The organism is Psychrobacter sp. M4, assembly GCF_055699795.1.
Genome location: NZ_CM146740.1, coordinates 2,875,389 through 2,899,218, shown reverse-complemented (window position 1 = coordinate 2,899,218; position 23,830 = coordinate 2,875,389). Strand labels below are relative to the sequence as shown.

The window sequence follows — 23,830 nt, the reverse complement described above, 5'->3', positions numbered from 1 at the left end:
GCATCTGCTTTTACTATAGCATTATCTAAGCCGTTATTATCAATAACATTACTAAGAACAAGGTTATCTTTATCTCAAATGAGCGGTGAGCAGCTCTTTAATACGCTCAATAGCTTCTCGGCTCTCAGCAACGCTAGCCACTAGCGCAATACGTACATAACCTTTACCAGGGTTTTTGCCATTGACCTCACGTGACAGATAACGCCCAGCAAGAGCATGGATATTTGCCTGCTCATACAACGCTTTGACAAACACTTCGTCATCATTATCAAACTGCGTAGGAACTTTTACCCAAAAGTAAAACCCAGCTTCTGGCATGGTTAACTCGAGTAGCTCGCCCAATTCATCCATCCATAGCGCAAATTTTTCTTGGTACAGCGCGCGGTTATGCGCCACGTGCTTTTCATCTTGCCAGGCGGCGATAGAAGCAAGCTGATGCGGTATCGGCATCGCACAGCCTTGATAAGTACGATATTGCAAATACGGCTGTAGGATGGCTGCGTCGCCGGCGATAAAACCTGAGCGTAGACCGGGCAGGTTTGAGCGTTTTGATAGGGAATGAAAGACCACGCAGTTTTTAAAATCATCACGGCCAAAAGCAGTACAGGCCTGAAGTAAGCCGATAGGAGGCTCATTAAAATATAGCTCGCTATAGCACTCATCGCTTGCGATAACAAAGTCATATTTGTCGGACAAACGAATGAGATCTTCCCAGTCATCCAAGCTCATAATCGAACCGGTAGGATTATTGGGACTACAGATAAATAGCAGCTGGGTTTGCTCCCATATCTCTTTAGGTACAGCGCGGTAGCTACCTTTAAAATTGTTGTCCGGCGTACAAGGAATAAAGTAAGGCGTTGCCTGTGCCAGTATCGTAGCACCTTCATAGATTTGATAAAACGGATTCGGCATGACGACAGTAGGATTGCTTTTATTAGTATTCACTACAGCTTGTACAAAGCTAAAAATCGCCTCACGTGTACCCATAACTGGCAATACTTCAGTATTGGGATCGACATGACGCAAGAAAAACCGCTTCTCAAGCCAATGCGCTATGGTTTGACGTAGCTCAAAGCTGCCATTAGTAGTGGGATAACGAGATATCTTGTCCAAATTTTCTTGTAGTACGTCTAAAACAAAAGCCGGCGGCGTATGTTTTGGCTCGCCAATACCGAGCTTTATTTCAGTGTAATTACGAGCAGGCTCGCTGTTAGCAAGCAACTGTGCCATTTTGGCAAAGGGGTAAGGGTGCAGATGTGCTAAGTTGTTATTCATAAGTAAGATCATTATAATAAGAGGCTATATTAAGTAAGTAATTGTAACGAAAATTAGAATAGTTAGTTGAGCGTAATTTCGATCGTCATCATATTATATATTCGTAAAAAACTACCAATTAGGCAGTGTAGCATTTAGCTTATTATTTGTCTTTTCCTTCTCTTATCGATTTCTCTAAACTATTATTCATTTTTCAACAACTTACCTACTACTTTTATGCTAATAATTTATATGCTTACAACTTAAAAACAACAATAGACAATAAAACAGATAACTGCTGCCAGAGACTAAGGCAAATTATCGTTAGGATAACCTTATGATCGATGCTCCAAAAATTGACAACTTTAAGGCTTTTAAAGAGGGGGGCAATTTCGTTAACGATGATATAAGTATTGACGACGAGACAGGTAATGATCTGAGCGGTCCATCTTATGAGCAGCTTAAACAATATGAACAACAGTGGTGGCAAGCTCGTCAGCGCTTTATTAATCTCAAAGAAAGACAGATGTTTTGGTTTGGTGACAATAGTATAATCACTTGGTTGTTATGGCAATTAGTCAGTTATGTAATCGTGGCTATCGTAATGATGACGTTGGGTAAGTTATTTAATATACCCATGTCATTGTGGCACTACACGATAGTATTTGGCATCCAAACAATGGTGTTTATAATTGCGCTAATATTTAAAGGTCAGCTGGCCAATTATATACAAGAGCACATTAATGACGCAGACACTATGTGTGAACAGGCGCTAACGAAGATGGCTGATTTAGCATCAGAGAATATTTTTCCGTATGTTCATGATCAGGCGCCAATCTCTTTACAAACGATTTATACGCATTATAAAGCACAGTTAAGGCTTGCAACCTTGCAGCGTTTACTCCAAAAAGAGATTGATGCTGGCCGACTGATTTTAGATCAGCACCAAATAGAGGCAGAGATATTGCCTCCAGAGTTTGTCGATGATGAGTTGACTCCATATGCCAGCGAGATGGTTTATAAAAGTCTAATCACTTATTCAAGCTAGCTAAGCTAAACACTTCGGTTGATAATTAAGTGTATTTGTCCTCAGTATGAGCATTCAAGCTAGTGATAAGTGCGCTTTTTAATGTTGCAAGTTTATCAGCAGATAAAGGGGCATCGTGTTGATCGCTGATATAAAACATATCTTCTGCTCGCTCACCTAATGTCGTAATACGTGCCGCATGTACCTCGATACCTTGCTGCAAAAATATCTGTCCTACGCGTGCAAGCAGTCCTGGCTGATCAAGCGTTTGCAAATTCATTATGTGCTGCGATGAGGCTTCATTAAAGTCAAAACTAATCACTGTGGGTACTTCAAAATGCCTTAGCTGGCGAGGCAAGCGCTTATAGGTAAGCTTGGGCGCTGCTGGATTTTTAAAAGCATCAATGAGGCGCTGTTTTAGCTCTTGCTGAGTGTCCTTATCAGTTAGTAAAGTACCGCTGCGATCAAGCAAAACATAAGAGTCCAAGGCAAAATTACGAGTAGCTGTGATGATTCGCGCGTCCAAAACATCTAGATTCATCTGATCAAACACCGCCATAGTTACGGCAAAAAGATTGGCCTGATCTTGGGTATAAACAAAGACCTGCACCGCATCAAGCGCCAGCTCTCGATGCTCACGTAGCACCACCAAAGGTGCACTATCGGTATCAGAGGCGCGTCCGATAGGAGGATGATTTAAAATGGCTTCGGTATGCCACAAAATATCTTCTACAATCTCCCGCAAAAAATACTCATCGCCCAGATCATCCCATAATCTAAGTACTTCATCACGATTCATATGCTGATTGTCGACACTGTCAAGCCTCGCCAACGCCTGTTTGCGTGTGGCGCTAATCATATCTTGACGATTGGTTGGGGCATCGATATCAGCACGCAAGATACGCCGCGTTTGCGAATATAGCTGCTTCATCAAGGTCGCCCGCCAGCTATTCCAAAGCTGAGGATTGGTGGCATTCATATCAGCAACAGTCAGTACGTATAAATGGTTGAGATGAGTGACGTTACCGACAAGATTAGCAAAAACAGTCACCACTTCAGGGTCAGAGATATCCTTTTTCTGCGCGGTCATCGACATCAGTAGATGGTAGCGGGTCAACCAACCGACCAGATGGGCGTCCGCTTGACTCATACCATGTGCCAAACAGAATTGGGTGGCCTCAGTTTCGCCAAGCTGACTATGATTACCGCCGCGGCCTTTGGCAATGTCATGAAACATAGCTGCTAGTACAATAATCTCTTTGCGCTCGATTCGCTGAAAAATGGCACTGATGAGCGGAAAGTCTTGTGCATAATTAGGATCGGTAAAACGGTGTAAAATTCGAATCAAAAATAGCGTATGGGCATCGACGGTGTAGCGATGAAACAAATCATACTGCATCATGCCAGTGACTTGTGCAAAAGCAGGGATATAACTGCCAAGTACCCCATAGCGATTCATAGCGCGCAGACGGTGAAACAGATAGTTTTGTTCTTTTAAATTGGCTAAGAACAGCGCCTGATGTTCAGAATTATCACGATAAGCTTGATCAATACCGCGCGCCGCAATCTTTAGCGCGCGTACGGTGCGCGTACGGATATTTTTGATCCCGTACTGACCCATAAGCAGAAACATCTCCATGATCGCCGCTGGGGTTTGTGCAAAAACGCGGTGATGAGCGATGGCAATCTGATCACCAACTTGATTAAAGCGTGCATTGATAGGCCGTTTTATGGGACGCTCGTCATCTGGCAGTTCAGGCTCAATAATGGTTTCATAATAGTGGTTGATGAGCATCTCAGATAGCGTAGATATTTGCATCGCACAGCGATAATAGTCACGCATAAAACGCTCAACAGCAGCATTGGGCGCGTCATCAGGCTGCGTCTCATAACCCATAAGCTCAGCAATATCGCGCTGATAATCAAATAACAATTTATTCTCGTTACGTTTTGTCAGCTCATGCAAGTAATGACGTATTTGCCATAAATAGCTCTCTGCAAACTGTAATTCATCGAATTCTTTTTCGGTCAAAAAGTCTTGCTGAACTAAGTCATAAAGTTTGCTGACTCGAAAGTAGCGCTTGGTGACCCAGCCAATGATATGGATATCGCGCAGCCCGCCAGGAGCCGTTTTAATATTAGGCTCAAGGTTGTATTCTGTGGCATTGTGACGCAGGTAACGCGCTTTTGCCTCAGCTGTTTTTACCTCATAAAACTCTCGCGGCGACCACCGTTTATTGACAATCGCATGGGGTACTTTTTGCAGTGCCTCGTTACCAGTAAGTAATCTTGCTTCGAGTAGCGCACTGGCTACGGTATGGTCTTTTGCCGCCTCCAGACAGTCGCTGGTATCACGGACTGATAATGAAGGCTCAAGCCCGATATCCCAAAGTAGCGCCACTAATTTATCAATCTTGGCGCTAACCTCACTGCTAATACGGGTAAGGCTAAGTAGTAAAATATCGACATCTGAATAGAGCGACAACTCGCCGCGACCATAACCACCGGTAGCAAATAGAGCCAAGTCTGTATCATTGAGGCCAAATCGTTCAAACAAAGCGATTAGCAGATCATCGATGGCGCAAGCGCGAGCGGCAACCAACTGACGAATACTAACACCGCGCTCAAGAGCACGGCTGATATCATTATTAATTTGTACTACCCACGCAGAGATAGCTGTCAACGCCTGATCAGATAATACTGATTCAGAATGGGTTGCTGCTGATGGGGGACGCAAGAGAACTGACGGTAGCGGCGTAATATTAATAGAGGTGGTATCGCAAGTAAACATGCAAGTTGTCCAGTGTTATCTAATTGGAGTTTAAGATAAAATTAGCAAAAAAAAGACCGCCTAGGCGATCTTTTATGTTATTACTGAGTCAAAAAACTTAAATCTTCTTCAGGGCGTGTGGTAAATACCTCACAGCCATTATCGGTGACCACCATCGTATGCTCCCACTGCGCTGACAGCTTACGATCTTTGGTGATGGCGGTCCATTCATCAGGTAATATTTTGGTCTGCCAAGTGCCTTGATTGATCATCGGCTCAATGGTAAAAGTCATACCCGTTTTGAGCTCAAAGCCAGTACCCTTTTTGCCATAGTGCATGACTTGCGGCTCGTGGTGAAACTCATTGCTGATACCGTGACCACAGAACTCGCGGACGATACTAAAGCGCTCAGGCTCGACCACTTCTTGAATCGCGGCGCCCACATCACCCAAACGTGCGCCATCTTTGACCACGCTCATACCGGCATAGAGTGCTTTTTGAGCCACATCACAAATACGCTGCGCCATGATAGAACCTTCACCAACGATCCACATCTTTGAGGTGTCACCATAATAGCCATCTTTGATGACAGTGACATCAATATTGATAATGTCGCCATCTTTAAGCAGTTTGTTCTCAGTTGGGATACCGTGACAAACCACATGATTGACCGAGGTACAAATAGATTTAGGAAAGCCATGATAATTAAGCGGCGCAGGAATAGCCCCTTGCTCATTAACAATATAGTCATGAGCAATCTGGTTAAGCGCTTCGGTACTCACGCCAACTTTGACATGCTCATCAAGCATCACTAGCACATCGCTGGCAAGTTTACCGGCGACGCGCATTTTTTCTATAGCTTCAGGAGATTGAATAAGAGATTTTTTAGTCATCATTGTTGTACTTATATTAGTCGTAGAATTAATAGAGACAGAATTAATTTATATGAATTATATCATAAACATAATGGTGACGGTTTTATGCTAATCAAGGTCTGTTGTCGTTTTATGAGCTAATAGTCGTAACTATAAAATTATTAAAAAACATCTGTCGGTCTTTGAAATATTCGTTATTTATATACACTAAGCGGACAGAAAAATCTATTGAATAATACAAAATATACAAGTAATGTAAATTTGATTGCTAAATGGATTAGTAATTGTTTTTGATAGCTTTTTATGCCAAGACAAACATAAGCTGGTTAAAAACACTCTTATTGATACAATAACAAGGATGTTGTTATGACCTTTCATAGTATAAAATCATACAAAAGACCACGTGCATTTTTACCACTATTTAGTGCTATTGGCAGTGGTATTTTGCTAATGACACTGCAAACCACTCCGGCGAAAGCTTCTACCTACTATAGTTGTTCTGCACCCAGCGGATGCCAATTGGTAGGCGCTAGATTATTAACGTCAAATTATACAACTACTCAGCATCCGGTGGTGCTGGCGCATGGACTTGGTGGTTTTAATAAACTATTCGGTGCCCTAGATTACTTTTATGGTATTCCTCAAACCTTGATGAGAGGAGGTACCGATGTATTTGCAACCAAAACCTCGGCCATTAATAATAGTGAAGTTCGCGGTGAACAACTACTGGCACAAGTCAAACTCATCTCAGCTATCTCCGGCAACCCCAAAGTCAATCTAATAGGACACAGCCAAGGCGGTATTGACGTTCGCTATGTCGCTGGCGTTGCCCCTGAATATATAGCCTCAGCAACCGCAGTTTCAAGCCCAGAACAAGGCTCAAAAACGGCAGACGCTGTTTTGCGGCAACTCTCAGAGGGTACTATCACCACAGAGGCGGCGCTTGGCTTATTCAAACTCATCGGCATTGCTACCGACATCGGCTCTGGTGTTAGTGTCACTAAGTTACAAGAGCAAGATGGTTGGAAATCGTTAGTTGCTCTGTCCACTGATGGCGCGGCTGAATTTAATGCTAGATTCCCGGCAGCGATGCCGACTACTTATTGTGGGCAACCAGCTGATATTGAGGTCAATGGTATTAAGTATTATTCGTTTAGTGGCGTTGGGCAACTGACCAACTTACTTGATGCCGGTGATCCTTTGCTGTTGTCGACCAGTACTACCTATCGAGGTGAGCCAAATGATGGGTTGGTATCTACGTGTTCGAGTCGTCTTGGTTATGTCATTCGTGATAACTATAGAATGAATCATTTGGATTCGGTTAATCAAGTACTAGGCTTAGTAGCCTTTGGAAGCGTTAATCCAACAACCGTATATCGTAGTCAGGTTAATCGCCTCAAAAACGCCAATCTATAAGCAAAATAGGATGCCGCTTTTATGTCTACTAGACAGCGCTCATATTTAATCCTTACTACTATTGCTGGAGTTATTATAATAACGGCAGCAATTATTTGGTGGTTTAAGCCTACCCAAAGCAACATAACACTTTCTCAAGAAGTGTCTACAGTAGTAAGTAAGAGTACTAATGGTTCAATAGATAGTGAGTCAAATCTTGAGCAAAATCTTAATATATCCTCTACTCAAAGTGGCACTAAGTTTACCACCGGACTTGAAAACTTGCCGCATTCTTTACAAGGCACGGATGTTGATGGCGAAATTGTCATAGATGAAAACCAACAATTAATTGTTACCGAAGGGCTAAAGCGATTGTTTGACTACTTCTTATCCGCGCTTGGTGAAGAAGATGAAGCCACTATCTTTGCCCGCGTTGAGAGCTATATTCGCAGTTTTGTTCCTGAACCGGCCGCTAGCCAAGCTATGGTTATATTTAATAACTATATAGCTTATTTAAAGGCGATTCCTAAGATAGAAAAGCATTACGGTAATTTGCAACTGCAAGCCACACAAAACGGCGAGCTGGATTTAAATATGGTGGCTCAGCAAAAGCAAGACGTGGCGCGGCTGCGTCAACAGTATTTTGATAAAAACACTATTGCCGCCTTCTTTAGCGTAGAAGACGAATACGATAACTATAGTATAGAGATGGTGAGGATCAATCAAAACGATCAGCTCTCAAAAGCACAAAAACAAGTAGCGCGGCAAGACTATATTAGCCGGATGCCAGATAATGCAACCAAAGCTGCTATTCAGCAGCAAGCCAACTTAAACGAGCTTATGAGTCGCACTGAACAGATGAAAAATGAAGGTGCGACTCCTGAACAATTATATAATATGCGCCGTGAGCTGGTAGGCGCGCCAGCAGCAGCAAGGCTTGCGCAATTGGATGAGGAGGATGCCAATTTCGATCAGCGTTTTAAGCAGTACCAAGCGCAAAAGCAGATTATTGTCAATCAAAACAATGATAACGCGGCGACAAATGATCAAACAAGTGCACAAATCAGGCAGCTCGAACAGCAGTTATTTAGTGATACTGAGCGCAAACGTTTGACAGGCTATGCTGCCCTGCAACAGGTAAAGCCATAATAGGCGTTTAAGCTTAACATTAAATAACGAGTAGTAACGCAAAAAGCAGTGAAGTATAAACTTCAAATAAGTTATGGTTACTAACGAAAAAGTAGATGTTCTAGATGTTAGCGTTAGTAAAGAATAACAGTAAAGACATAGCTCGTATTTAAATTTTATTCATTATTGTAGGAGTTCGTATGAAAAGTATAAGCAAAATATTAATGACTGGTTTGGTTGTAATGAGTGTACTAGCAGGCTGTCAATCTACACCCAGTATGACTGCGCCGCCAACCTCTGAGCCTAATATCACTGGCACGGATGTCATATAATTCGTTATTTATCAAAGGCAAATATCAAAGCTAATTATTAAGACTTAGCAATATCTAGTTATCCCATATGTCTAAGTCAGCCTTTATATAAAAACCTCACTACTTAGTGAGGTTTTTTTGGCAAAATCAATCTTGATTTAGACTGCCTTACTATTGTTAGCTTTGGCATTATGATATCCTACGATCTTACATTTAAATTAAAAATTATAATCAGCTATTGTGAAAATTATCGATTACTAAGAATCCATAATATAAAATCTAATAATTCTAGGAGCCTATATGAAAAATATGACCAAAATAATGATGGCGGCGACGCTTACCTTAGGTACGCTAGCTGCAGGCTGTCAAACGACTACTACGCCAAAATCAAGCGTTGAAGCCCCAGCTCCAGTTGCCCAGCCTGTGACTAAACAACAGCTGCAAGCTTACAATTGGCAACTTGTCGATGCCAAACGCAGCAATGGCGATAAAGTAACACAGCTATTTGTTGATCCAGCCAAGCCGCTTACGCTAAACTTTTTCAAAGACAACGGTACTGATCGCGTCAGCTTTATAAATACTTGTAATAACATCGGCGGTGAATACAGCGTAGTTGATGGTAGCGTCCAACTTAGCAACGTATTTAGTACTATGAAGGCTTGTCCTGAACCCGAAGCCAGCTTTGATACTGCGACGATGGCAACTGTACAGGGTAAGTACAGTCTTGGCGAAAATGCTAATAATTTACCTATTTTGACGATTAAAAACGACAATCAAGTAGCCTATTTTAAAGGGGTTGCTAAATAATTGTCTTAATTCTCGGACATTAGTAATGTGATGTTCAAGCTTATATCCCCCATAAAAGCGCTCTACTATTTATAGTGGAGCGTTTTTTTTGGTTAAATTTTAGTTAAGGCTTAGACAAAGGTTTGTTTTATTACTAATAAGTCTATTTTAATTAAAGATATTTCGTAAATTAAGTTATACTATATGTTATATATTTGTTAATAAACTGTCTAAAACAATTCTAATTTATGTTACTTCTGTCTCTATGAGTATTTCTATGTTTAATCGATCTTTAATTAGTAGGCACTCTACTACTATTGCTCTGAGTACCACTTTGAGTGTGCTTTTAACAGCTTGTAGTACTTTACCCCAAACGATACAACCGCTCAGTAGCACCGCGAATCCTATAATTGTTGATCCGTTAACAGCAAATATGCCAATTGTAGATCGGCAAGGTCGTATCGCTTATGTAGAGGAACTAAGTGCAGGTTCTGCAATAATATCAAGTCTTTATACCCTAAACCCTGATGGTAGCGATAGACGGCTACTTGATCAAATCAACGGCTTTATCTACGCCCCAGCATGGTCAAAGGACGGCAAATTATTAGCCTATAGCAAACAAGCCATGCTGCAAAATCCAAAGATTTATATCTACGATACTAATAGCCAAACTCGAAATTTAGTAGTAGACACAGCTGGCAGCAATCTGTCACCGTCATTCTCTCCAGATGGACAAAAGCTGCTTTATAGCTCAACGATCGGCGGTAATGCCGATATCTACGAGATGAATTTACGCGATGGTAAAACCCAGCAGCTCACCACTTTACCTAGTACCGAAGTCCAACCAAGCTATGCCTTTGACGGGCAAAGTTTCGTCTACACCAGTGACAAAAAACACGCAGGGCGTCCGCGCATTTATCGCTATCACTTTGCAACTGGCAGTGCTGAGCAGATTAGTAATGAAGATTATGCTGCCAGCGCGCAGTTGAGTGTTGACGGTCAGCGCCTGGCTTATCTCAACGGTCGTCAGGCAGCCATAATGACTGTAGCAACCGGACAAATCATCAAGCTTGCAGAAACAGGACTTGATGAGCCTGCACGTCTGTCGCCTTCTGGACAGTATGTTCTGTACCCAGCGCGCACCTTACCAGTTAAACAAATTAGTGGTCAAAGTGGGGGTAGTTTAACTGTGCGCTCTTTAGCTGATAATAGTAGTTATGCTATCAGTAGTAAAAATGGAGGCATGATCAGATCGCCAGTATGGGGAAACTGATTGCAAATCAAGTATATTTTTTGACATCTTGTGTATATAATAACTTTATAGCAAACATAAGTTCATTTATAAGTATGAGTTTGAGAAGCGTTTACGTTTGGCGCAACTTATAAAAGGTGAGTACGTAAATTTATAAAATAAGCCATATAAATTTATGAATTACAGGACCAAACCATATAATAATCATGGCTAATTTGTATGGTGGTATGGCTTAGGAGTGCAGGATGCAAGAATCGTTTTTGATTTTTATTACCAAAATAAGTTTATACCCTACCTTTGTGTTTACAGGGCTGGTGATGTTTGTCACTTTGTATTGGGTAGTATCTTTACTCGGCATGACGGATATGGACAGCGTAGAGTTTGGTGAATCAGGCGGTGATGCCGATGTCTCCAACCTATCATCGACCGGATTTTTCACTGGTCTTATGCTCAAATTTGGCCTTTATGGCGTGCCTTTAATCATCATACTAACCTTGATTAGTTTAATCGGTTGGGTATTGAGCTACTTATATACTAGTTTTTTGCATCACTATTTTGATTCAGGCGTTTTGTATTATGTGTTTGGCACAGGGGCGCTCATTTTTGTATTAGTGGTATCGATGTGGTTGACGGGCATCATTATTTCACCGATCCGTAAAAACATCGCTAAAATTCCTAAGCGCAATGCCGTGAGCAATGTAGGTAAGACAGCCATAGTGCGTACACTTAGTGTGATCGATAAGCATGGTGAAGCTGAGCTTAATGATGGCGGCGCAGGATTAATACTCAAAATTCGTCCAGATATGAATGAGAATTCATTAAAGCAAGGCGATAAAGTGGTATTGGTAGAGTATCTAAATGAAGCCAATGTTTACCTAGTTGCTCCTGTTAAAGATAAATAACGCTAAAAATTGAATGGGTTAATTGAAGAACTTTCACGCAAAAGTATTTTTAACTGGGTAGCTTGCAAAAGCGATTTTTCAGTAAAAATTGAACTTAAAAATGAAAACGTAATAACGATCGGGCAATGTATAAACGATAAGTAATCTATTGGCAGGCATTGTAGCAACTGTTTTAAATTTGGTTGGAATGTTTTAATTAGAGGAATGAATATGGACATACTCATTATCGTCGGCGTGGTTGTAGTGCTGGCGTTTGTTTTCATCATGGCAGCACTTTTGATGCTAAAAGCCTTTTATTTTAAGGTTGAGCAAGGCAAAGCACTGATTATTAATGGTGTTAGTAAAATCGCTGTACGCTTTGATGGTGGTTTCGTTTGGCCCATTATCAACAAAAAAGAATTGATGAGAATCTCGCTTATCACTTTAGAAGTGGATAGACGCGGTAAAGAAGGGCTGATTTGCGCCGACAACATGCGCGCTGATATCACCGTTGCGTTTTACCTGCGAGTTAACGAGACCGAAGAGGATGTCCTCAAAGTCGCCAAATCGGTTGGGGTTGAAAGAGCCTCAGATAAAGTCGCTGTCAATGAGCTATTTAATGCCAAGTTCTCAGAAGCGCTAAAAACAGTCGGTAAGCAAATTGACTTCGTTAAGCTGTTTGAGAACCGCAGCGAATTTCGTGACAGCATCGTCCAAGAAATTGGCAACGATCTCAATGGTTATGTCCTAGAAGACGTCGCAATTGATTACTTAGAGCAAACGCCAAAAGCGTCATTAGATTCTAGTAATATCTTGGATGCTGAAGGTATCAAAAAGATTACTCAATTAACGGCCTTTCAAAATGTCATCACCAACGAGCTTGAGCGTGATGAAGAGCTAGCGGTTAAGAAGAAAAACGTTGAAACTAGGGAAGCTATGCTGGAGCTTGAGCGTCAACAAGCCGATGCCGAAGCCAAACAGCAACGTGAAATCTCTTCTGTAATTGCACGTGAGACTGCTGAAACCCGCAAGATTGAAGAAGAAGAGCGTAAAAAATCGGAAACAGCTGTCATTATGGTTGAGCAAGATTTGGCGATTCAGCGCGAGAATCAGCAGCGTGAAATTGAAGTGGCTGGACAGAACCGTCTGCGTGCTGTCGTCATTGAAGAAGAGAAAGTCATTCGTGCTCGTGATTTAGAAATCGTCTCTCGTGAGCGTGAAGTCGACTTACAGCGTATCGAAGCGGAACGTGCCATTGAAGTTGAGAAAAAAGAAATCGCCAACGTCATTCGTGAGCGTATTGCGGTAGATAAAACTGTTGCGCAAGAAGAAGAGCGCATCAAAGAAGTCCGCGAAGTCAGTGAAGCGGATCGCTCTAAGCAAACGCGCGTATTAGCTGCCGAAGCGGATGCTGAAGAAATCAAAGTGCGTCAGGTGAAAAAGGCGGAAGCAGAAGAGCTGTCTGCCAAGCATAAAGCCGTTGAAATCACCACGCTTGCCACTGCCAATCTTGAAGCGTCTGCCAAAGAGTCAGAAGCTAAAATCAAGCTTGCCGAGGGTATCAAAGCTGAAGAGTCTGCTCATGGGTTTGCTGAAGCAGCGATTCAAGAAGCCAAAGCAAGCTCTTTGGAAAAAGAAGGTATTGCTAAAGCCAATATTATTAAAGCGACTGGACAAGCTGAAGCGCAATCAGAGCGTGAAAAAGGCATGGCAGATGCGGAGGTTATTGCCGCTCGTGGTGAATCTAACGCTAAAGCCGACCGTGATGTCGGTATGGCAGATGCTGAGATTATTGCCGCTCGCGGTGAATCAAATGCCAAAGCAGAGCGTGAAGTTGGACTGGCAAAAGCTGAAGTTACCCGCGCGCACTTCCAAGCTGAGGCCGATGGTCTGGTCGAGAAGTTCAATGCCATGGGTAGCATGAGCAAGGAAGCACGTGAGCATGAAGAGTTCCGCATGAGTCTTGAGACTGCATTGCAAGAAGCGATGGCGTCGATCGATGCGGGCAAAGAGATTGCTAAAGAAAACGCTGAAGTGTTGGCAGTGGCGCTCCAAAAAGCCAAAATCGATATTGTCGGCGGTGAAGCGCACTTCTTTGATAACTTCGCTAAGTCACTCTCTATCGGTAAAGCCATTGATGGCTTAGCTGGCAAGTCTGACACGCTAAGCGGTATCATCAATACGGTTATGGCAGGTCAAGTTATGACTAAAGCTAACGAGTCTAATAAGACTGCTCAATATAACGATTAGTCGTTTTAAATATCAATAAAAAATCTGTTGCTTAGGTGGCAGATTTCCAAGCCAACTTAAAACACTGAGTTGGCTACTCTAAAAAAATGTTTTATATACATGACTTACTATGAATTGTCGTAGGGTGCATGCACCATGATAGTGTGATAATAGAAAGTCTTATTTAAAAGATTTTCCTTGCTGAACGCGGCAGTGCTTTTTCATGGCTTTTAGGTGCTTAAAAAGCACCCTACCTATAATTTATAAAACGTTTCTTTAGACTAGCCACATTTAACCCTCTCACCTTTTCTTATTGCGCAAAACTCTCTTATTATATAAAAACAGAAGTGGACGACTCACGATGGCGGATACGCAAAACTCAACCAATTCAGATAGCCCAAGCAACGATAGCCAAGCCAATCAAGCTCAACAAACTGATCAGGCTGTTGCCACAGGCAATGCCTATGAGCTCATTAAAAAACGTCTAACAGAGCAGGGCAGCCGTTTAGAGCAACAGACCGCTACCCTGAATAACGCGCGTCTTGAAGAGTTTGGTAGCACTCAAATGCAAGTGACAGCTCGTACTCGTATTCGCACCGAACACAACTGCGTGGCGCAGGATATGGTGCAGGTAGGTGGTTATTTACTATTCGGCTACAACGTCTTTATGGGTCTTAAACGCGCGAGCAGTGTCAAAGATGTGCTGTCGTTGTATCGTTTGATAGAGCCTGATAATACAAAGCCTGATAATAACAGTAATGATGTTAAGGAAGACTACCAGCTTGAAGAGGTCGATTTAACGGGCACATTTTTAGATCAACAAGCCTTTGTACAAGACTTTAATGAGCTGTATAGATATTACAAGCAAACGCGCCTGATTCAACTGACGGTTAAAGACAGTAAGCTGCTATTAGCGTTTCAGATCGGTGAGCGTATCACCGATATTCGAGTGTTTCGTTTTGCCCTAGACTTTAGCGAAGGCACACCAGAGGCTGCCCAAGTCGCCTATGTAGACAATAGAGGTGAGCGCGATATTGAGTTGCCGCCAGCCTATGATTTTGATTGGACTGAGACTACTCGTGATCAGATGATCAATGGCAAATACCCGCATATGAATATCTTAGATACGATATTTGTAGAGACGGTTAGCGGCAGTTTGACCATTAAGATTGAGGATAATACTCAATCAGGGCTAGGGATTTATAGCGAACCCGTTAGTGACAGCACACAGTCTCTGACAGATGCTGAGATTTCTTATGCCAAAGTTGGTAGTTTAATCTTGCTGAAAATTTTGCCGTATCGTGAAGACAGTCATCGCTATTTCGTCTACAACACCTTGACTGAAGAAGTGCTGCGACTGGATGCCATCGGGCAATCTTGTGTCCAGCTACCCGAAGATCACGGCATTATCTTCCCAGGTGGTTATTACTTGCAAACTGGCGAGCATAAACTGTTTGATGCTCAGAGCGTCGATGCCAATACTAGAACTAGCAACGGTAATGAAAAGAACTTACAATTTAAGCGTAAAATCGTCTCACCCAACGGCGAAGACGTTTTATTCTTATTCTATGACGTGGCGTTGGGCATCACGGGGTTATTCCCTTATAACCTTATCAAAAAACAACTGGCAAACCCCATTTATTGTAATGGTATGGCACTGGCAGAAAATGGTCGCTTGGTACTGTTCAGCGCCCAAAGTGAGCCGTCACGCATTCACCCGATGCAGATATGGCATACCCCTTATGCCTCTCCTGAGTATGTCAGTGAATTACCTGAAAGCACGAGCTTCTATGGCAAAATTGGCAATAAAGAATTGGTGCGCGGCATCTCAGATCTCTATAGCATCACCCGCCTCATTGACAATCAAAGCGTGTCACAAAAGCTCTATGAAGAATTAGCCGACAATACTAGCCGCCTGTTTGATAGCTATTATTGGCTGTCTGAACCTGAGCTGACCGAGATCTCAGGTAGTATCAAAGAGGTGACGGCCACTGCTGAGCTGGTCATTGATGAGTTTGCCAAAGTACAAAGTATTCAAAAGCAAACCCAAACCGCTATAGCTGATGCTGAAGCCCAGCAGAATGAAATATTGCGACAGATACGAGTCACTACTTTTGAGTCGGCCAGTGACTATGTTGATCAATTGTCTGCGTTGAGACGGCAAAAAGGCCGCTTGGTCAGCTTGGAAGATTTGCGTTATTTAGATAGCGATAAATTAGTAGCGCTACAAACACAACTAGAAGCAGCAGAGAGCGAGCTTGCCGAAAAAACCGTACTATTTCTAAGTGGTGAAGAGGCGCTATCAAGCTACGAAGGGGTATTAGCAGATGTTAGTGAGCGTTTAAATACGAGCGAGACCAATGCCGAGCTCAAGCCAGTATTAGAAAAAATCGATGAGACCGCTCAAGGTCTAGACTTGTTGACCGAGCTGCTAGGTACACTAGACGTCGCCGATGCCACGGTACGCACGCAAATTATCGATGACATCTCGACCATCTATGCGAGTCTCAATCAAAGCAAAGCTAAGCTCAATCATAAACGTAAAAACTTAGGCTCAGCTGAAGCCGTGGCGCAATTTGGCGCGCAATTTAAACTGTTTGGTCAATCCATTGCCAATGCGTTATCCATTGCCAATACGCCTGAGAAGTCAGATGAGCAAATGGCAAAATTGCTGGTACAGTTAGAGGAGTTAGAGAGCCAGTTCGCGGATCCAGAGACCAATAGTGGCGATCAGTTTTTAGCCGACATCATCAGCAAGCGTGAAGAGATTTACGAAACCTTTGAAAACCATAAGCAGCAATTGCTTGATGCCCGCAACCGTAAAGCGCAAAACTTAGGTGATGGCGCACTACGCATGCTGGAGAGCATCAAAAAACGCACGCAAAGCACAGGCGTAACAGGCTTCACAGAGGAAGAGGCTTTAAATACTTACTTTGCCTCAGATGGCCTAGTGCAAAAAGTTCGTAGCATCGCTAAAGAGCTGCAAGCACTAGGCTTTAGTGTCAAAGCAGATGATATTGATGCGCGCTTAAAAGCCATTCAAATCGAGAGTTATAAGAGCCTAAAAGACAAGTCAGATTTGTTTGAAGATGGTGGTCAAATCATCAAGCTTGGCAAGCACCGCTTTTCGGTCAATACTCAGCCATTGGATTTGACCTTACTAAGTCGTGGGCAGACAGACGGCAAACGCGTCCTTAATCTACATTTAACGGGCACAGATTATTATGAAGTATTGGACAATGCCGAATTAAACGCTTTGCGTCCGTATTGGGATATGAACATCGCCTCCGAGTCCGATACCGTCTACCGCGCCGAATACCTAGCGTATAGCATTATCGAAAGTGCCAAAAACAGTCAAGATGGCTTGACCGAGTCGCGCCTATATCAAGCTTATGACGATACTGTTAGTACTATTAATAGCAGTGTTAGTAGCACTATCGATAGTAATGGCGACATCGATGATAGCCCTCTTGCCAAACTGGTCAAAGCTTACGCCACACCACGTTATCAGCTCGGTTATGACAAAGGCATTCATGACCATGATGCAACATTGCTATTGCTGCAAATACTACCGACTTTGCGCGAAGCTGGCTTGCTCATTTATACCCCGCAAGTACGTGCGTTGGCGCAGCTGTTCTATTGGCAGTTGAGCCTAGTAAAAGCACTCGGTTTAAATGGATTACGTCAATTTGGTTACGATAACTGGTTAAATGAGTCCGTACTAACGCGCGTGAGTAACTGGACGGATAGAGCCATCACCGCCGAGCAATTGCGTCGTAGCTTAGGTAGTGATACCGCCAAAGCCTTGCTAGTAGAAGATATGACGGAGGTTATGCATAACTTTGTCTCTGCTTATAATGATGATAACTTTAGTAACGACAGTATTAGCCTCGAGAACAATTTTAATAAGAAGTCAGATTCAGATTTAGGCTCAGAATCCAACTCCAGCTCAGACCTGAATTTAGACACCAGCGACATTCACAACGCCAATATCTTTAAACAAAGCTATGTTCAGCTTGCCAGTGAATACTTGGTCAGCGTGATGGGGCAGGCGAGTAGCCCAAATGCAAGCGTAAGTACTGGCACAAATACTGGCATAAGTACAGATGTAGAATGGCAAACCAGTCAGCAAGCGCAGCAGTTGTGCGAGCAGCTGATACAAGCGCTAAATAGTTCGTCAGGTAATACGCAGAACGCTGCCAGTTTTGAGCAATTACGATCCTCAATCGGCAAACTTGGCTTTCAGCCCAAATCAGCCTATGAGCTATTGGCAACGTGGTTTCATGCGCTATTGGATAAGACCTATGGCGATAGCGAAACAATCAATAAGCCATTAGATAGTACTGATAGTGAAGGCAAGCCACTCAGTGAAGAACAGCTTGCTGAAATTGAGGAAAAGTCCGCCTTAAGCAGACATCAATTGCAGATTGGCCGCCACTATGTGCCCGAAGCGATTGCGGTCTTACTCACCCAATTAAATGATGGGCAACGTGAAGCCTTGGTGCAACGTCTCATTGACTCAGGTATTAGCTTTGATAAGAGCGCTACTGGCACGCCGTCTACTTTGTCATTCTCAGCCACTACCTCATTGACCAGTCTCAATAATCCGCTCAATCAAGTACAGAGCTTTGAGCGCAGCATAGGTAAAGTGTCGCTTGAAATACAAGTCAATAACTTACTAGGCGAACATGAGCGCATTCATCAGCAGACTTTGACCTTTGCTGTCGATGATTTCTTAAATCGTTTGCACCATCATGACACACAGGTCATTCCTGCCTACAGACGCTATCTAGCCATGCGCTCAGAGATATTGCACGACTCAAAAGAATCATTGCGATTGGATGAGTTTATGCCACGTCCACTGTCATCCTTTGTGCGTAACCGTCTGATTAATGAGAGCTATCTGCCGTTAATCGGCGACAACCTTGCTAAGCAAATGGGCACGGTCGGCGAAGATAAACGTACCGATCTGATGGGTATCCTGATGATGATATCGCCACCAGGTTACGGTAAAACCACCTTGATGGAGTATGTGGCAAACCGTCTTGGCCTCATCTTTATGAAGATTAATTGTCCTTCCCTCGGTCATGACGTCACCTCTTTAGATCCCGAAAAAGCGCCCAACGCCACTGCTAGAGAAGAGCTGAATAAAATCAACTTAGCCTTTGAGATGGGCAATAATGTCATGCTATATCTGGACGATATCCAGCATACTCATGCCGAATTTTTGCAGAAGTTTATCTCACTTGGCGATGGTACACGCCGTATCGACGGCGTCTGGCAAGGCAAAACCAAAACCTATGATATGCGTGGCAAGAAGTTCTGCGTGGTCATGGCGGGTAACCCGTACACCGAAAGCGGTGAGGCCTTTAAAGTCCCTGACATGCTCGCCAACCGCGCTGACATCTACAACTTAGGCGACATCATGAGCGGTATGGAAGAAGTCTTTGCGCTCAGTTATATCGAAAATTCGTTGACGTCAAACAAAGTTCTCGCGCCACTTGCTAACCGTGATTTGAGCGACGTCCATCGCCTCATAAAAATGGCAAAAGCTGTCGGTTCCAATAGCGAAAGTCTCGCGCAAGCAAGCGACCTGACTTATCCTTATAGCACCTCAGAGATTAACGAAATTATCGCCATCTTGCGCCATATGTTTACCGTGCAAGAAGTCATCCTTGATGTCAACCAAGCTTATATCGCCTCGGCTTCGCAAGATGATAAATATCGCGTCGAGCCGATATTTAAGCTGCAAGGCAGTTACCGTAATATGAATAAGATGACCGAAAAGCTATCGGCGGTCATGAATGCGCAAGAGCTGAACCAGCTGATAGATGATCACTATCTGGGTGAGTCGCAGCTATTAACCCAAGGTGCAGAGAGTAACTTGCTTAAGCTTGGTGATATGCGCGGCGTGCTTGACGATGCGGAAAAAGAGCGCTGGGAGCAAATCAAAGCTGATTTCTTACGTAACGAAGCCATGGGCGGGGAAGATGGCGACACTGGTGCACGTATCGTTGCGCAGCTCGTTGACCTAGCCAGCGGCTTCAATGCTATTAGTAGTCAGTTTGATAAATACCTTAACCAAAACGACCCCGAACAAATTGCCCGCTTACAACAAGCAGGACAGCAAGCCCAGTTAGAGATTCAGATAGAAGCGCAATTAGAATCTCAGAAAGTCCTTGCCGATAGCTTCGTTAGCAATGCCAAAGTCGTCAGCGACAGCATTGATAACGGCTTTGAGAAGAGCATGAATCAGCTGATGCAAATCTATAAGCACGATCATAAAGCAGAAGGCGAGTACCTCAAGCAAAACCAAAATATCCAAAAGCAGCTCATGGTGCAATTGGTCAGTGCGGTTGAGCAATTGGCACAGCAAATGGCAGAAGGTCTGCCTAAGAAAGTTGAGAATCAAATCTCCAAGCCTGACACGCCTAACATTGTTGAGCAAACTGCGCTCATAGCAAATGCACTTAAACAAGCATTAGAGCCCCTTACGCTACGTATGGATGAGAAGCTGATGCTGGATACCAGTACTGATCAATCTGGTAAATTGATTGTGAATTGTCTGAATCGACTCAACAAGATCTTTGATGAGTATGAATAATAGCGACATGCAGGCGTAGGGTGCGTTCCACGCACCAATTTTTAAATATATAGTACGATAAGGAAAATAATGACGCACAAAAAGAAAAATGTACGCAAAAAACAATGCCCTGTCTGCGCGCGCGAGTTTAGCTGGAGCAAAAAGCTAGATAAAAACTGGGATAGCATAGTGTACTGCTCAGACCAATGTCGACGAGTCAAAAAGTATGAGGGTTTAGAACATCAGAAGTGAGATGAAATAACCATGGCACACAAAAAACCAAACTTACCTGAGAAGATTTGCCCCGTATGCCAGCGACCTTTTACCTGGCGCAAGAAGTGGGAAAAGGATTGGGACAATGTGGTTTATTGTTCAGAGCGGTGTCGGCGGGGTAAAGACAAGGCAGATTAAGTTTAGATTATTTGGATATCGAGAACAAATCAATACGATTTTCCATGTAAATTACATTTATCTGTATCAAATATACTAGAGAAAAATATGCAATTTAATCAAGCACATATAAATACAATCATTAATGCAAGAGATAATGACAATTTAGTTATTTTTGTTGGTGCAGGGGTTTCTAAATTTTCTGAAACTAATAGCTTAAATTTCCCATTCTGGGGAGATTTAATTGATGTTTTGAAGAAAGACCTAGATACGAAGGAAAGCGACTACTTAAAAGTAGCACAACTATACTATCTGAAATTTGGTGAATATTCACTCTACGAAAAACTTAAATCATTAATCCCACTACATGCTAACTCGTCTGACATTCACGAGAAGATATTTGAATTAAATCCTAAATATGTTATTACAACAAATTGGGACAATATTTTAGAGAGTACGATAGAACAAAATGGGCATATTTACGACATTATAAAAAGTGATGCTGATTTAGTTAAATCTATAATACCTAGGAAGCTTTTAAAAATACATGGTGACTTTTCTAGCCATAACATTGTATTTAAAGAGGATGACTATTTGCAATATAGCGATAACTTTCCTTTGATTGAAAACTTCTTGATACATATATTATCATCCTACACTATCCTATTTTTAGGATATTCCTATAGCGACTACGATCTAAAAATTGTTTCAAAATGGATTGAGAGGCGTTCTAATATAGCTCCTCCGAGATTTATACTAACAAAAAATGAAAATGTCACAGAAAGTATGTATCTAAGAAGTCATGGGATACAGTCGGTTTTTCCTAGACTTCATAAGGAGAGAAATTTTTTTGATTATAAGGAAGTGTATGAAAATTTTTTAGATAGAGTTAATTCTGAATACAATATTCCTTATAATCTTTTATCAGCAATTGAGAGCATATCAAAAAATGAAATTATTGAAGTTAGCAGTCAAACTAAGATAGAAGTTATTGATTATCTATACGAACATCTTAAAGGACTACTAGAATTCAAGATTTTATTACCTGAGCAAATTACCAATGCACTGTCAAACTGTTCAGTTGAATATCATCTTAACTGTTTCGGATTATGGTTCCACGACGGAGCAATGACAACTGACTACGAAGAAAATCAGCGCAAAATATACAAGATATTTTTTCAGATCATTGAGAACTATGATGATCATGATGCTCTAAAGCACGACAGTGATATTTTTGAAAAAGTAGTGACAATATTTAAAATTTTTTATCTAGGTAATTGTTTATTTATTACTAATAATGGAAGAAAAGATTGGATAGAAATCAAAAAATATTTATCTAGATCTGATGTTGATAAGCTGGAAGACGTAGATTTAAAATATAATGAATACTTGACATTCTCTCATAATAATAAAGAGTTAATGGGAGTAGTACGAACAGTTGATAATAAGTCTGAAAACTTAATAATATATGAAAAGCTGATAAATAAATATAATAACGAGATCTATAAAAGACTAAAGAACAAGGAGTTCTATAAGGCAATAATATCTATGTTCAATGTTGATCTTATAACGAGGAAAATAAGGTTCAATATGGAAATTGAGTTTGAGAGCCAACGAAAATTTGATAATTTGGAAACTAACTGGAGAATCAAACTTGAGTTATATCCTCCGAGTGTAAAAAGGCATATAAAAGGTCTATATGACTTTTTAAATTTTGATATGCTTTATAAATTTTATCATGATGCAAATAATGAAGTTGCGAATATAGATAAGAATTATATAATTAATTCTAATAATTATCGTTCAAATGATAGAAGTTTACAGGTATTACGTTTCTTTGTGCTAAACGAAATAATGATTGACGAATATAGTATTTTTACTGATTTAATGACAATGTACGTAGAATTAAAGCTCAGGTTAATGATTAAAAGAAATAAACAAGAAAATAAAATTTTTCAAATTCCTGTATTAAGTACTCATAGTATAGAGCAACATGACCTGTTTATTCTAGTTAAATATTTCAAATTTAAAAAGCTGTATGAGTTGATTCATAATATTTTAGACTATTATGAATCTAGTGGTTCTTATATAGATTGCGCTGAACATACTCAATACTTGCTAACTACCTTTGAAAATTTAGTCTCACTTTATGATAACTCTAAAATGGGAATTTGCAATGATGTAATTGGGAAAGCAATAACGAATCTAATTCTCCTAAACTCATTGTTAGAGTGGAAAAATGACGATTTAGATAAATTAGTCAAACTAATTTCGTCAAGTTTTATGAATAAAAATCTACCTACAGATGCTTACAAAGCGTTAAATAAATTTATATACTATAACTTTAAATTATTCAATATTTCTAGTGAAAAAATAAAGTCCCTACTAGACATACCTCTTAGAAAGATTATATCAGGAGGATTGAATGCTTTGGAGTTTCACTCCTTCAGTAATGACTTAGGTAATTTGTTCGGGATATTAGTCGAGACTGATATTAAGTATGAAAATAATGTTTTGATTAGTCAGGCAATTGGATCATTGAAACCTTTAGATAATGTAGGTTATCAGAGAAAGATTTGCAAAAATATTCTCATCAAGTATTTGTATATTGTTGATAAAAAAACGGTTAAAAAGCTTCACAGATACATAAACTCTATTAGACTAGAAGATTGGTCTGACGAAACTAGTAACGAACTATTAATTGAAGAGCTGACATTCAATATGTTCGGATTAAAGGTAAATAATAATTTTATAGATTTTTTAAGCAGTAGTATAGAAGATTATAAGTCTACAATAGAAAAAGTTGATTCTAGAAATTTAGAAGAAAAAGATATGCCAAAAATTATAAATGTTCCTGGTTTATTCGAGTTTATAAAAGCTCTATCTGATAAACATATTCATGAATATGTAGAGCTTCAGAAGAAACTATCTCTATAGACAAAAACGCCT

At 41.3% G+C, this 23,830-nt stretch carries 15 protein-coding genes; 12 read left to right on the top strand and 3 right to left on the bottom strand.

Annotated features, from left to right (window positions below; genetic code table 11):
* Positions 1 to 69: 69 nt before the first annotated feature.
* Complete coding sequence (dapC, locus tag ACR63N_RS12105) at positions 70 to 1,275, bottom strand: succinyldiaminopimelate transaminase (RefSeq protein ID WP_367107253.1); 1,206 nt, start codon at positions 1,273 to 1,275, stop codon at positions 70 to 72.
* Between the two features lie 316 nt (positions 1,276 to 1,591).
* On the opposite strand from dapC, the gene ACR63N_RS12100 reads away from it, so the two are divergent.
* Positions 1,592 to 2,302 carry a hypothetical protein gene (locus ACR63N_RS12100; protein ID WP_367104702.1) on the top strand — a complete coding sequence of 237 codons (711 nt, stop codon included), beginning with the start codon at positions 1,592 to 1,594 and terminating at the stop codon, positions 2,300 to 2,302.
* A gap of 25 nt (positions 2,303 to 2,327) precedes the next feature.
* On the opposite strand, the gene glnD is transcribed toward ACR63N_RS12100, so the two are convergent.
* Both glnD and map read right to left on the bottom strand, forming a co-directional pair.
* The gene (gene glnD, locus ACR63N_RS12095) at positions 2,328 to 5,072 is read right to left on the bottom strand and encodes a [protein-PII] uridylyltransferase (protein ID WP_472782090.1); all 2,745 of its coding nucleotides are present in this window, start codon (positions 5,070 to 5,072) and stop codon (positions 2,328 to 2,330) included.
* Positions 5,073 to 5,152: 80 nt separating this feature from the next.
* Positions 5,153 to 5,959: a type I methionyl aminopeptidase gene (map, locus tag ACR63N_RS12090; protein WP_472782745.1), complete on the bottom strand. Its 807-nt coding sequence runs from the start codon at positions 5,957 to 5,959 to the stop codon at positions 5,153 to 5,155.
* Between the two features lie 333 nt (positions 5,960 to 6,292).
* Here map and ACR63N_RS12085 point away from each other — a divergent pair, with 333 nt between their 5' ends.
* The 11 genes from ACR63N_RS12085 to ACR63N_RS12035 all read left to right on the top strand — a co-directional run bounded on the left by ACR63N_RS12085 (position 6,293) and on the right by ACR63N_RS12035 (position 23,818).
* Positions 6,293 to 7,342, top strand: a complete 1,050-nt coding sequence (locus ACR63N_RS12085; protein ID WP_367107251.1) for an esterase/lipase family protein — start codon at positions 6,293 to 6,295, stop codon at positions 7,340 to 7,342.
* A gap of 21 nt (positions 7,343 to 7,363) precedes the next feature.
* Complete coding sequence (locus tag ACR63N_RS12080) at positions 7,364 to 8,470, top strand: lipase secretion chaperone (protein ID WP_367107250.1); 1,107 nt, start codon at positions 7,364 to 7,366, stop codon at positions 8,468 to 8,470.
* A 179-nt stretch (positions 8,471 to 8,649) separates the two neighbouring features.
* On the top strand, positions 8,650 to 8,781 hold the full coding sequence (locus tag ACR63N_RS12075) for a hypothetical protein (protein ID WP_367104707.1): 132 nt from the start codon (positions 8,650 to 8,652) through the stop codon (positions 8,779 to 8,781).
* Between the two features lie 279 nt (positions 8,782 to 9,060).
* Positions 9,061 to 9,567 (top strand): META domain-containing protein, encoded by a 507-nt coding sequence (locus ACR63N_RS12070; RefSeq protein ID WP_367104708.1) that lies wholly within the window; start codon positions 9,061 to 9,063, stop codon positions 9,565 to 9,567.
* A 256-nt stretch (positions 9,568 to 9,823) separates the two neighbouring features.
* Positions 9,824 to 10,819, top strand: coding sequence for a Xaa-Pro aminopeptidase (locus tag ACR63N_RS12065; RefSeq protein WP_367104709.1), 996 nt, complete (start codon positions 9,824 to 9,826; stop codon positions 10,817 to 10,819).
* Positions 10,820 to 11,043: 224 nt separating this feature from the next.
* Entirely contained in the window at positions 11,044 to 11,700 is a 657-nt protein-coding gene (locus tag ACR63N_RS12060; RefSeq protein ID WP_472782089.1) for a hypothetical protein, read from the top strand.
* Between the two features lie 210 nt (positions 11,701 to 11,910).
* Positions 11,911 to 13,929, top strand: a complete 2,019-nt coding sequence (locus ACR63N_RS12055) for a flotillin family protein (RefSeq protein ID WP_472782088.1) — start codon at positions 11,911 to 11,913, stop codon at positions 13,927 to 13,929.
* A gap of 340 nt (positions 13,930 to 14,269) precedes the next feature.
* The gene (locus tag ACR63N_RS12050) at positions 14,270 to 20,512 is read left to right on the top strand and encodes a DNA repair ATPase (RefSeq protein WP_472782087.1); all 6,243 of its coding nucleotides are present in this window, start codon (positions 14,270 to 14,272) and stop codon (positions 20,510 to 20,512) included.
* A 69-nt stretch (positions 20,513 to 20,581) separates the two neighbouring features.
* A complete protein-coding gene (locus ACR63N_RS12045) occupies positions 20,582 to 20,743 on the top strand; it encodes a DUF2256 domain-containing protein (protein WP_472782086.1) in 162 nt (53 codons plus the stop codon).
* 12 nt (positions 20,744 to 20,755) lie between these two features.
* Positions 20,756 to 20,902: a DUF2256 domain-containing protein gene (locus ACR63N_RS12040; RefSeq protein ID WP_472782085.1), complete on the top strand. Its 147-nt coding sequence runs from the start codon at positions 20,756 to 20,758 to the stop codon at positions 20,900 to 20,902.
* A gap of 87 nt (positions 20,903 to 20,989) precedes the next feature.
* Positions 20,990 to 23,818 carry an SIR2 family protein gene (locus ACR63N_RS12035; RefSeq protein WP_472782084.1) on the top strand — a complete coding sequence of 943 codons (2,829 nt, stop codon included), beginning with the start codon at positions 20,990 to 20,992 and terminating at the stop codon, positions 23,816 to 23,818.
* The last annotated feature ends 12 nt before the right edge of the window (positions 23,819 to 23,830 follow it).